Origin of the sequence: Massilia aurea (genome assembly GCF_024753205.1) — a bacterium.
In the GTDB taxonomy this organism is placed as follows: domain Bacteria; phylum Pseudomonadota; class Gammaproteobacteria; order Burkholderiales; family Burkholderiaceae_D; genus Telluria; species Telluria aurea.
This window is the reverse complement of record NZ_JANUGZ010000004.1, coordinates 312,071-323,581: the sequence shown is the minus strand read 5'-3', so window position 1 is coordinate 323,581 and position 11,511 is coordinate 312,071. Positions and strand designations below refer to the sequence as shown.

At 63.5% G+C, this 11,511-nt stretch carries 9 protein-coding genes; 5 read left to right on the top strand and 4 right to left on the bottom strand.

Features of this window, described 5'->3' with window-relative positions; genetic code table 11:
- The first annotated feature begins 11 nt into the window (after positions 1–11).
- Positions 12–1,055 (top strand): glycosyltransferase family 2 protein, encoded by a 1,044-nt coding sequence (locus tag NX775_RS16535; RefSeq protein WP_258836996.1) that lies wholly within the window; start codon positions 12–14, stop codon positions 1,053–1,055.
- Positions 1,056–1,094: 39 nt separating this feature from the next.
- Positions 1,095–2,222: a glycosyltransferase WbsX family protein gene (locus tag NX775_RS16530; protein WP_258836995.1), complete on the top strand. Its 1,128-nt coding sequence runs from the start codon at positions 1,095–1,097 to the stop codon at positions 2,220–2,222.
- A 56-nt stretch (positions 2,223–2,278) separates the two neighbouring features.
- Here the strand turns inward: NX775_RS16530 and NX775_RS16525 are convergent, their stop codons facing one another.
- Both NX775_RS16525 and NX775_RS16520 read right to left on the bottom strand, forming a co-directional pair.
- Entirely contained in the window at positions 2,279–3,268 is a 990-nt protein-coding gene (locus tag NX775_RS16525; protein ID WP_258836994.1) for an NAD-dependent epimerase/dehydratase family protein, read from the bottom strand.
- Positions 3,268–4,632 (bottom strand): UDP-glucose dehydrogenase family protein, encoded by a 1,365-nt coding sequence (locus NX775_RS16520; RefSeq protein ID WP_258836993.1) that lies wholly within the window; start codon positions 4,630–4,632, stop codon positions 3,268–3,270. Before NX775_RS16520 ends, NX775_RS16525 begins: the two co-directional genes overlap by 1 nt.
- Positions 4,633–4,910: 278 nt before the next feature.
- Between NX775_RS16520 and NX775_RS16515 the strand changes: the two genes are divergently transcribed.
- Genes NX775_RS16515 through NX775_RS16505 form a run of 3 tightly spaced genes read left to right on the top strand, consistent with a single transcriptional unit; the run spans position 4,911 to position 8,585 of the window.
- Entirely contained in the window at positions 4,911–6,095 is a 1,185-nt protein-coding gene (locus NX775_RS16515) for a glycosyltransferase family 4 protein (protein ID WP_258836992.1), read from the top strand.
- Complete coding sequence (locus NX775_RS16510; protein WP_258836991.1) at positions 6,092–7,249, top strand: glycosyltransferase family 4 protein; 1,158 nt, start codon at positions 6,092–6,094, stop codon at positions 7,247–7,249. The genes NX775_RS16515 and NX775_RS16510 overlap by 4 nt, the downstream gene beginning before the upstream one ends.
- Entirely contained in the window at positions 7,242–8,585 is a 1,344-nt protein-coding gene (locus NX775_RS16505; RefSeq protein WP_258836990.1) for a putative O-glycosylation ligase, exosortase A system-associated, read from the top strand. Before NX775_RS16510 ends, NX775_RS16505 begins: the two co-directional genes overlap by 8 nt.
- A gap of 36 nt (positions 8,586–8,621) precedes the next feature.
- Here the strand turns inward: NX775_RS16505 and NX775_RS16500 are convergent, their stop codons facing one another.
- Both NX775_RS16500 and NX775_RS16495 read right to left on the bottom strand, forming a co-directional pair.
- Positions 8,622–9,869, bottom strand: coding sequence for a pyridoxal-dependent decarboxylase, exosortase A system-associated (locus NX775_RS16500; RefSeq protein ID WP_258836989.1), 1,248 nt, complete (start codon positions 9,867–9,869; stop codon positions 8,622–8,624).
- Positions 9,870–9,905: 36 nt separating this feature from the next.
- The gene (locus tag NX775_RS16495; protein WP_258836988.1) at positions 9,906–11,477 is read right to left on the bottom strand and encodes an acyl-CoA ligase (AMP-forming), exosortase A system-associated; all 1,572 of its coding nucleotides are present in this window, start codon (positions 11,475–11,477) and stop codon (positions 9,906–9,908) included.
- Positions 11,478–11,511 lie beyond the last annotated feature (34 nt).

The window sequence follows — 11,511 nt, the reverse complement described above, 5'->3', positions numbered from 1 at the left end:
ATGGCAGTCAAATGAAACAGCAGATTCTGGACGCTGACGGGATTCCAGATTATCTCAACCGCTATTTAAACTGTCTGGCATTCATGGAAATTTGTTTAGTTATTCCCAGTTACAATCGGGCAGATCTGATTGGCGCCACGATCGAGAGTGCGTTGAATCAGACGCGGCCATTTGCACAGATCATTGTCGTCGACGATGCATCGACCGATCATACGCTCGAGGTCCTGAAACAGTTTGAAGACCGCATCACGGTCATTGCCGCGCCCAAGATCGGCGTGCAGCGCGCACGCAATATGGGCGTCGAGCAAGCGAGCACGCCCTATGTCACGCTGTGCGATTCCGATGACCTGCTCACGCCCGACCACGTCGGCACGGTGCACGCCTGGCTCGAGGCCAACCCAGGGTACGATGCCGTGTATACCAACCATCAGGTATTTACCGGCAACGACATACAGAAAGACACGTTTTCACGGGCGCCGGCCGGTTTTTTTGACGGCAGCCGCCGCGAAACCAATTTCACTGCCGACATACCGGATTTATACGCCAAGACCAGCCAGTTCCAGCTGCTCCTGGTGAGCGGCGTGACGTTGAAAAAATCGTTCTACACGCGCATTGGCGGCTTCGATCCGGCATTCGATGGCGTACCGTCCGAGGATTGGGAATTTTCACTGCGTGTTGTCAACGCAGGCAACGTCGCGTTGTGCATGGCGCCGATTACCCTGATCCGGCGTCACCCCGGTAATGAATCGAAAAGCAAACTGCGCCAGCGCCTGGGTGAAATCGCCGTTCTCGAGCATGCCAACTTGCATCACGGCAGACCGCAATCCGATCGCGATACATTCAAATCGATGATCGACCATCATCGCCTGTGGGCGTTCGAAGAGGCGTTTGGCCGGAAAAAACTGGCACTGGCTGCCTGCATTTTCCCGCTATTGGGGAAACATACCGATTCAATGAAGTTTCGCATCAAAAGCATCTTGATCAGGGCCTATATGGTCGTCACAAATTTCTCGCCATTGCCGCCCCAGCGCCAATATAAAGACGCGATTGAATAACCCGATCTCGACTATTTTTAATTCTTATCTGGACGCCCCATGACTGCAATGCCACGGCTCATCACCTTTTATCTGCCCCAGTACTATCCGGTTCCGGACAATGACAAATTCTGGGGTAAGGGTTTCACCGAATGGACCAATACTGCCAAGGCACGGCGCCGGTTTCCGGGGCATTACCAGCCCCACGTGCCGGCCGACCTGGGGTTCTATGACTTGCGCGTGGCGGAAACCCGCCAGGCGCAGGCTGACCTCGCGCGGCAATACGGCATCGAGGGCTTCTGCTACTACCATTACTGGTTCGGCAACGGCAAACGTGTGCTCGAACGGCCGTTCGCCGAAGTGCTCGCGTCGGGCGAACCGGATTTCCCGTTCTGCCTGTGCTGGGCCAACGAAACCTGGAGCGGCGTCTGGCACGGCGCCGAAAACCGCGTACTGATCGAACAAACGTATCCAGGCGCCGAAGACGACCAGCGCCATTTCGATTCCCTGCTACCGGCATTCAACGACCGGCGCTACATGAAGGTCGATGGCAAGCCCATCTTTGTCGTGTATCGCCCGTTCAAGATCACCGACACGAAAGCGACGATTGCGCGCTGGCGCGAGATGGCCGCCAGGGCCGGGCTGCCAGGCATCTACTTCGTGGGTGTCTGCAGTGCGGACCAACCCAATCCCGAAGATTTCGGGTTTGATGCCTCGATTTACAACGCGAATGCGCCATTGCGTGCATGGGGCAGTTGGAAAAATCCCGTCACGCTCTTCAAGCATGCAGCGTATCGTCGACTGGGTGTGCCCACCATTCACGATTACGAAAAGTCGATCAAGTACTTCCTGCCCGATGCGCTGCCGGCGACACGCTATCCGTCGGTCATCAACAGCTGGGACAATACGCCACGCAGCGGCGTGCGCGGCCTGGTATTGACGGGTGCAACGCCTCAGCTGTACGGCAAGGCGCTCAAGAAGGCGTTCGACCTGACGCGTGACCGCGCCCAGGGTGCGGATGCCCGCCTGGTGTTCCTGAAATCATGGAATGAATGGGCGGAAGGCAATCACCTGGAACCGGATCTGCGCGACGGTCACCAGTATCTGGAAGCGATTGCGATCGAACTGAAGCGGGAGAAAGAGCGCCTGGGCCAGACGAAGATCAGCGATCCTGTCACCCAGGCATAACACGCAGGCATAGCACGCAGGCATAGCACGCAAACATCAAACCCGACGCAGCGCCATCAGGCGCGCGTCGGCGCCCAGTCGCGGTACCAGGTCCAGAAGTTGGCCAGGCCCGTCGCCAGCGGCGTGGTGGGCGCAAAGTCGACCCAGGCCTTGAGCTTGGCGATCGACGCATGCGTTGCCGGCACGTCGCCCGGCTGCATCGGCAAGAATTCCTTGCGCGCTTCGACACCCATCACCGATTCGAGCGTGCGGATGAACTCGAGCACCTGCACCGGATTGTGGTTGCCGATGTTGAACACCGTATGCGGCGCGCTCGTGGCCGTTGCCGGCGTCGGCTTGAACAGCAGGCGCACCACGCCCTCGACGATATCGTCGATATAGGTGAAGTCACGCGTGAGCAAGCCTTCGGCGAACACGGGAATCGTGGCGCCGCGCATCATTTTCTCGGCAAAGCTGAAATACGCCATGTCGGGCCGACCCCATGGACCGTACACCGTGAAGAAGCGCAGGCCGGTGGCCGGCAACTTGAACAGGTGGCTGTACGAGTGCGCCATCAATTCGTTGGACTTCTTGGTGGCGGCGTACAGCGACACGGGCGCATCGACCTGGTCATCTTCGCTGAACGGGACCTTGGCGTTGTTGCCGTACACGCTGCTGCTGCTGGCGTACAACAAGTGCTCGATGGCCCCCTGGCGGCACGCTTCGAGGATATTCCCGAAGCCCACCAAATTCGACTGGATATACACGGACGGATTGTCGATCGAGTAGCGCACGCCGGCTTGCGCCGCCAGGTGCACCACCAGCTGCGGCCGCTCGCGCTCGAACAGTGCGGCGACCTGCGCCGCATCGCTCAGTTCGACCGTGTGGCAGACGACGCCGGCGGGTGCGAGCAGCGCGCGCACCCGGTCATGCTTGAGGCGCGGATCATAATAATCGTTGAAGTTGTCGCAGCCGACCACTTGGTGGCCCATGGCCGCCAGGCGCGCGGCCACGAAGCTGCCGACGAAGCCGGCAGCGCCCGTCACGAGGATCCGCTGGGCTGGCATCAGGCGGCCGTCCGGCTGACGCGGCCAATCCCTTCGTAGGCCAGACCGGCGGCAGCGACGACGGCCGGATCATAGATGTTACGGCCATCGAAGATCGCCTTGTCGCGCAGGATGGTGGCCAGGCCAGCGAAGTCCGGTGCACGGAATTCTTTCCATTCGGTGACCAGGACCAGCGCATCGGCGCCTTCGGTCGCCGCGGCGGCCGAGCTGACGATCGTCAGCATGGACTCGACGCGTGCGGCGCCGTGTTCGCGTTCCAGGACGCGCAGCGCTTCGCTGCTGGCGACCGGATCGTAGGCGCGCACGTGGCAGCCGGCGTCGAACAGTTCTTTCAGCAGCACCAGGCTTGGGGCTTCGCGCATGTCATCGGTGTTCGGCTTGAACGACAGGCCCCACACAGCGACCGTCTTGCCCTTGAGACCTTCGACGCCGCCGTAGAAGCGCGTGAGTTTTTTGAACAGCACGTTTTTCTGGTTGTCGTTGACCAGCTCGGTCGCTTCCAGGATGTGCAGCACCTGGCCATGATCGCCACCGGTCTTGACCAGCGCCTTGACGTCTTTCGGGAAGCACGAACCGCCGTAGCCCATGCCGGCGTACAGGAACTGCGAACCGATGCGCGGGTCCAGGCCCATGCCGTGGCGCACGGCTTCGATGTCGGCGCCCAGCACTTCGGCCAGGTTGGCCAGTTCGTTCATGAAGCTGATGCGGGTGGCCAGCATGGCGTTGGCGGCGTACTTGGTCAGCTCGGCGCTGCGCACGTCCATCTCGACCAGCTTCTCGTGGTTGCGGCTGAATGGTGCGTACAGCTGGCGCATCAGCTTGGTGGCGACGGTGTCGTCGCTGCCGACGACGATGCGGTCAGGCCGCATGAAGTCGTCGATGGCCGCGCCTTCTTTCAGGAATTCGGGATTGCTCACGACCGAGAACGACAGCGTGCTGCCGCGCTTGTCGAGCTCGCCCTGGATGGCGGCGCGCACTTTATCGGCGGTGCCGACCGGGACGGTCGATTTGTCGACCACGACGACCGGCTTGTCGATGCGCTGACCGATCGAACGGGCGGCGGCCAGGATGTGGGTCAGGTCGGCGCTGCCGTCTTCGTCAGGCGGCGTGCCGACGGCCAGGAACACGCAGTCGGCGTGCGCGACGGCTTCGTCGTAGCTGGTCGAAAACAGCAGGCGGCCTGCCTTGGCGTTGCGCTCGACCATGTTGTCGAGGCCAGGCTCGTGAATCGGAATGACACCGTTCTTGAGCATTGCAATTTTTTCTTCGTTGACGTCGAGACACAGTACAGTGTTGCCGACATCGGCGAAGCAAGCGCCTGAAACGAGCCCGACGTAGCCGGTGCCAATGATGGTGATCTTCATGATTTATATGGGGAACTAGGTAACTGAAAAATAGAACCGGGCAGAGCAGCACGGCGAACCAGGCTATTTTTCCACAGATTGGAAAATAATTGCCACACGTAACAAATGCGTACAAAACTTGAATTATAGTATCATGGTTGTCAAAAATTTACGCGTTTGCTCGTCAATTGTGCTGCCCTCAGGCAAAATTTTTCGCATAATCACGACATTGCAGTCCAACATTTCACTCCCGGCCCCCCACATCCGGCGGTGCACCGATCAGCACCCGGCAAGACACGATGAAGTTACTCACCTTTAGCACCCTGTATCCCAATTCGCAGCAACCGAACCACGGCATCTTCGTGGAGACCCGATTGCGCTACCTGATTGCCAGCGGGCAGGTGGAGTCACGTGTCGTCGCACCAGTGCCATGGTTTCCGCTCAAGGGAGAGCGTTTTGGCCATTATGGCACCCTGGCCAAGGTGCCGCGGCGCGAAACACGCAACGGCATCGACGTCACGCACCCGCGCTATCTGGTGCTGCCACGCGTGGGCATGAACGTGACGCCCTACACGCTGGCCCATGCGGCAAAACGGGAAATCGGCCGCATCCTCGACAGCGGCTACGACTTCGACGCCATCGACGCGCACTATTTCTATCCGGACGGCGTGGCGGCCGTGATGCTCGGTAAATACTTCAACAAGCCGGTCGTCATCACTGCGCGCGGCACCGACATCAACCTGATCCCCCAGTTCGCGCGGCCGCGCCAGCTGATCCTGGACGCGGCGCGCGACGCCGACGGCATCATCACCGTGTGCAAGGCGCTCAAGGACGAGATGGTCGGGCTGGGTGTGTCGCCCGACAACATCACGCCGCTGCGCAATGGCGTCGATCTGGAGCGCTTTGCGCCCATCGACCGCGCCGCTGCGCGCGCTGCTGTCGGGCTGGTGCCGGGTCGGTTCACCCTGCTGTCGGTGGGCCTGCTCGATCCGCGCAAAGCACACGACCTGATCATCCGCGCCCTGCCCCAGCTGCCGGACGTCGATCTCCTGATCGCCGGCATCGGCCCTGAAAAAAACAATCTGGAGCGTCTGGCGCGTGAATTGAACGTGCAGGACCGTGTCAAACTGCTGGGTAGCGTGCCGCAGACCGAACTGAAAACGTATTACAACGCCGCCGACACCCTGGTGCTGGCGTCGAGCCGTGAAGGCTGGGCCAATGTGCTGCTCGAAAGCATGGCGTGCGGCACCCCGGTGGTGGCCAGCAATGTCTGGGGCACGCCCGAAGTGGTGGCGGCGCCGGCCGCCGGCGTCCTGATGCCGCAGCGCACTCCCGAAGGCCTGGTCGCGGCGCTGAGCCAGTTGCGCGCCAACTACCCGGCGCACAGCGCCACCCGCCGCTACGCCGAAGATTTCGGCTGGCAACCGACCACCCAGGGCCAGATCGACCTGTTCCACTCCATCTTGGCGAGAAAAGCCGCGTGAAAATCCTTTATCACCACCGTACCCGTTCCAAGGACGGCCAGTACGTCCACATCGAAGAAATGATCCGCGCACTGCGCGCCGAAGGCCATGAGGTCGTGATCGTGGCCCCGCCCAGCGCTGAAACCGAATCGTTCGGCGCGGATGCCGGCCCGGTCGCCTGGCTCAAGCGCCATGTGCCGAAAACGTTCTATGAACTGATGGAACTGTCGTATTCGCTGGTCGCGTACCGGCGCCTGGCCAAGGCGGTCAAGCAACACCGCCCGGACGTGCTGTATGAACGCTACAACCTGTTCCTGCCGGCAGGCATCTGGCTGGCGCGCAAGTACAAGCTGCCGATGCTGCTGGAAGTAAACGCCCCGATCCTCGAAGAGCGCACCCGCTACGACGGCCTGGCGCTGACGAAGCTGGGCCGCTGGTCGCAGGCCTATGCCTGGCGCAACGCCGACATGGTGCTGCCGGTCACGCACGTGCTGGGCGAGATCGTGCAAGCCTACGGCGTGCCGCCGGAACGCATCGACGTGATCCCGAACGGCATCGACCCCGAGCGCTTTGCCGGCGCGCCGGACGTGGAACAGGCCAAGCGCGCGCTTGGCCTGCAGGATGTGCTGGTGCTGGGCTTTACCGGTTTTGTCCGCGACTGGCATGGCCTGGACAAGGTGATCGACCTGATCGCGCAAGACCCGCCGGAGGCGCGTCGCCATTTGCTGATCGTGGGCGACGGCCCGGTGCGCGCCACGCTCGAGCAGCAGGCGCGCGACCTGGGCATCGAACACCGTGTGCAGTTCACCGGCATCATCGGGCGCGACGACGTGGCGCGTTACGTGGCCGCCTTCGACATTGCACTGCAACCGGCCGTGGTGAAGTATGCTTCACCATTGAAGCTGTTCGAATACCTGGCGCTGGGCAAGGCGATCGTCGGTCCGGACCAGCCGAATATCCGCGAGATCCTGCGCGCCGACCACAACGCCGTGCTGTTCGACCCGGATACGCCGGGTGGCCTGGCCGGCGCGGTCAAACGCCTGTGCGACGACCCGCTGCTGCGCGCCCGTGTGGCGCAAGGCGCGCGCGACGCCATCGACGAGCAGCAGCTGACGTGGCGCGCCAATGCGCGCCGCGCCGTCACCCTGTTCGAAAGGTTGATCCAGCGTGCGTGACCTTATCCTGTTCCTCGCCTTCGTGGGGATCATGCCATTCATCTTCAAGCGACCCGTCGTGGGCGCCATGGCGTACGCCGTGGTCAGCCTGATGAACCCGCACCGCCTGACCTTCGGCTCGGCGCAGAATTTCCCGTTTGCGATGTACCTGTGCCTGGCGACGCTGGCCGCGATCCTGATCTCGCGCGAGCAGAAGAAGATCCCGATGACGGCGCCGGTGACGGTCATGCTGCTGTTTTTCATCTGGTACACCATCACGACCATCTTCGCGCAACTGCCGTTCCAGGCGTGGAACTTCTGGGACCGCTATGCCAAGACCATGCTGATGGTCTTCGTGACCATCATGACCGTGCGCACGGTGCGCGACGTCAAGGTGCTGGCGCTCGTGGTGGCGCTGTCGCTGGGTTTCTGGGGTTTCAAGAGCGGCATCTTCGTGATTTTCAGCGGCGGCGGCGAAGGCTTGCGCGGCCCGATGAACAGCTTCATCAGCGACAACAACACGCTCGCGCTGTCCATGGTGACGATCACGCCGCTGCTCGTTTACATGTCGACCCGCGCCCCCAATAAATGGGTCAAACGTGCGGCGCTGAGCATGGTGGTGCTGACCATGCTGGCGGCGATCGGCTCGTATTCGCGCGGCGCGCTGCTGGGCACGTTCGCCATGGGCTTCTTCCTGTGGCTCAAGTCGAGCCACAAGCTCAAGACCGGACTGGCCTTCGCGCTGATCGTGCCGATCGTGTTTGCGCTGATGCCGCCCGAATGGACCGGCCGCATGAACACCATCCAGACCTACGACGAAGATGCGTCGGCGACCGGCCGCATCAATTCCTGGTATTTCGCAGCAAATATCGCCAACCACTTCGCCCTGGGCGGCGGACCGGGCGTGTTCTCGCCACAGATGTTCATGCTGTACGCACCGAATCCCGAGCGCTATTACGATGCCCACAGCATCTACTTCCAGGTGCTGGGCGAACAGGGCTATATGGGCCTGGCGATCTTCGTGACCATGTTCGTGGTGGCGTGGCGCTGCGGCGGGCGGGTGATCCGCCATTGCCGTGGCAAGGAAGACCTCGCCTGGGCGCTGATGCTGGCCCGGATGTGCCAGGTGAGCATCATCGGCTATCTTGCCGCGGGTGCGTTCCTGACGATGGCGTATTACGACCTGATCTACTACATCATCGCGATCCTGGCCTGCCTCGACAAGGTATTGATCCGGGCGCCGCAGAAAGACGACGTGCCACCGATGCGCCTTGCGTTCATCGAGCGCTACCTGGCGCGTCGTGCCGCGAAAAAAACAACGCGGGCGGCCGTGGCGCGCCCGCGCAGCGGGACCTGAGCCTTAGGTCGGCCTTAGGTCGACCTTAGAGCCGCCTCAGACCAGCACTTCCAGCGCCGCCGGATGGCCGAGAAAACCGGCCGGGCTGGCGCTGGCGCCGTAAGCACCCGACTGGAACACCACCACCAGATCGCCGACGCGGGCGTGGGCCAGTTCCATGCGCTCGGCCAGAATGTCGAGCGGGGTGCACAGCGGGCCGGTAGCCGATGCCGGACCACTGTCCGGCGCATCGTTCTGCGCATTCATGCGGTTACCGATCGCCACTGGATAATTTTTGCGGATCACCTGACCCAGGTTGCCTGACGCAGCCAGGTGATGGTGCATGCCGCCGTCCAGCACCAGAAAGACCTGGCCGCGTGAGACCTTGCGGTCGATCACGCGCGCCACGTACACGCCGGCCTCGCCGACCAGATAGCGGCCCATCTCCAGCGCCAGGCGCGCCTGTGGCAGCGCCTCGGCCAGGCGCGGCAGCCACGCTGCCAGATGCGCGCCCATCGGCGCCGGATCGAGGCGCTGTTCGCCCGGGAAGTACGGAATCCCCAGGCCACCGCCGATATTCAGCTGGCGCACGGCCAGCGGGCTCTGGCCAGCCAGCTCGATAGCCAGTTCGATGCTGCGCGACTGGGCTTCGATGATGGCGTCCAGACGCAGGCTTTGCGAACCGCAGTAGATGTGGAAACCTTCGAAATCGACCCCCAGCGCTGCGGCCTGGCGCAATACACCGGGCGCCTGCTCGGCGTCGATGCCGAACGGCTTGGCGCCCCCGCCCATGCGCATGCCGGACGACTTGAGTTCGAATTCGGGATTGATGCGCAGCGCCACGCGCGGCGCGATGCCCAGCAGGTCGCCGATGCGCGCTGCGTTGTCGAGCTCATGCTGCGACTCGATGTTCAGGCAGGCGCCCGCGGCAATCGCCTGGGTCAGCTCGCCCTCGAGCTTGGCTGGGCCGGCAAAGCTGATACGGGCCGGGTCGATCCCGGTGTCGAGTGCGATGGCCAGTTCGCTGCCCGAGGCAACGTCCAGCCCGTCGACCAGGCCCGCCATATGCTGCACCAGCGCCGGCATCGGATTGGCCTTGATCGAATAGTGCAGCGCGACCTGCGGCGGCAGGATCGCGCGCAGGCTGGCCACGCGCGCGCTGCACAGGGCGCGGTCGATCGCATAGAACGGCGTGCGGCCGACGCGCTGCGCCAGGCGCGGGAGCGGGATGCCGCCGACGTGCAGAACATCGTCGACGACCGGAAAGTAGATCTGGGGAGCGTGCTGGGGCTTGGTGCCGGTCATGGGCTTGCGGTCAGTACAGAGAAATGGGCGCCGGTGTTAGCCGGTCTGGAGGGTATGGCGGAGCAGGTTGCGATCGATCTTGCCGTTCGGGTTGCGCGGCAGTGCCTCGGTGCGCAGCACGATCTGCGCCGGCACCATGTAGGCCGGCAGCCGGCGCTTGCATTCTGCCAGCAATGCAGCGCGGTCGACCAGGCCGGGATCGGCCACGGCCACCGCCACGATGGCCTGGCCCAGCGTGGCGTCGTCGACCCCGAACACGGCGACTTCGCTGACCAGGCCACTGGCGTGCAGCACGCTCTCGACCTCGGTCGGGCTGATGCGGTAGCCGGACACCTTGATCATCTCGTCGCTGCGGCCCACGAAGTACAAAAAGCCTTCGGCGTCGCGGCGCACGGTGTCGCCTGACCAGACCGCCATTTCGGGCAGCGGCAATGCCGGGTCCTGGCCGGGCGCCGGGCGAAAGCGCAGCGCCGTGCGCGCGGTATCGTTCCAGTAACCAAGGGCCACCAGGGCGCCACGGTGCACCAGCTCGCCCGGTTCATCGGCGTCGCACAGCGTGCCGTCGGGCCGCACCACGAGCACCTCGGCATTCGGAATCGCGCGCCCGATCGAGCCGGGGCGGCGCGCTACCTCGGACGGTGGCAGATACGTCGAGCGGAACGCTTCGGTCAGGCCGTACATCAGGAAGATCGCGGTGTGCGGCAGTGCCTGCTGCAAGGCCTCGACGGTCACGACCGGCATGGCGCCGCCCGAATTGGTGATGAAGCGCAGCGACGTGTCGGCCGGCCAGGCCAGGCGCGCCAGCGCGATCCACAGTGGCGGCACGGCGGCCAGGCCGGTAATGCGGTGCTCGCGCACGGCAGCGACGATATCCTTGGGGAACAGGTAGTTCATCAGCACGACCGATGCGCCGCGCAGGAAGGCGGTGGTGAGCTGGCTCAGGCCATAGTCGAAACTGAGCGGCAGCACCGCCAGCAGGCGATCCGATGCCGTCATGCCGAGATAGTCGGCGACGCTGGCAGCGCCGGCGACCATGTTCCGGTGCGACAGCACCACGCCCTTGGGCGCACCGGTGCTGCCCGAGGTGTACAGGATCGCGGCCATGTCGGTGTCGATGCGGCGATGCGGCAGATGCCCGGCCGGTGGCGCCTGCAAGGCGTTCCATTCCAGTACCTGCGGGCCGGACGTGCCAGCGGGCGTGCTGGCCAGCGCACCTTCGGTCACCAGCACCGCCTGCAAGGCCGGGCATGCGGCCAGCACGGGCGCCAGCTGCGCCAGGCGCTCGGGCGTCGTCACCAGCAGGCGTACGCTGCAATCGGCCAGGATGTAGGCCACCTGGTCAGGCTTGAGCAGCGGATTGACGGGAACGAACACGCAGCCGGCAGCGGACGCGCCGAACATCGCGGCCACGTTCTCGATCCGCTTTTCCATGTACACGGCCACGCGCTCGCCCGGCTGCAGGCCACGCGCCAGCAACAGGGCGGCCATGGCCGTTACCTGGCCGGCCAGTGTGCGGTAGGTGCAGTGCTGCGCGCCGTAGACCAGGGCCTCGGCGTCGGGCGTGCGTGCTGCGCTGTCAAAGATGCTGTCGTGGATCAGGTGATTCATCGCGCTCCGGGCCCTTGCCCGCTTGGAAATGGAT

What these genes read in the sequence shown, in the direction of transcription:
- NX775_RS16535 (WP_258836996.1), top strand. Translation starts at nt 12, where the DNA reads ATGAAACAGCAGATTCTGGACGCTGACGGGATTCCAGATTATCTCAAC.
- NX775_RS16530 (WP_258836995.1), top strand. Translation starts at nt 1,095, where the DNA reads ATGACTGCAATGCCACGGCTCATCACCTTTTATCTGCCCCAGTACTAT.
- NX775_RS16525 (WP_258836994.1), bottom strand. Translation starts at nt 3,268, where the DNA reads ATGCCAGCCCAGCGGATCCTCGTGACGGGCGCTGCCGGCTTCGTCGGC.
- NX775_RS16520 (WP_258836993.1), bottom strand. Translation starts at nt 4,632, where the DNA reads ATGAAGATCACCATCATTGGCACCGGCTACGTCGGGCTCGTTTCAGGC.
- NX775_RS16515 (WP_258836992.1), top strand. Translation starts at nt 4,911, where the DNA reads ATGAAGTTACTCACCTTTAGCACCCTGTATCCCAATTCGCAGCAACCG.
- NX775_RS16500 (WP_258836989.1), bottom strand. Translation starts at nt 9,869, where the DNA reads ATGACCGGCACCAAGCCCCAGCACGCTCCCCAGATCTACTTTCCGGTC.
- NX775_RS16495 (WP_258836988.1), bottom strand. Translation starts at nt 11,477, where the DNA reads ATGAATCACCTGATCCACGACAGCATCTTTGACAGCGCAGCACGCACG.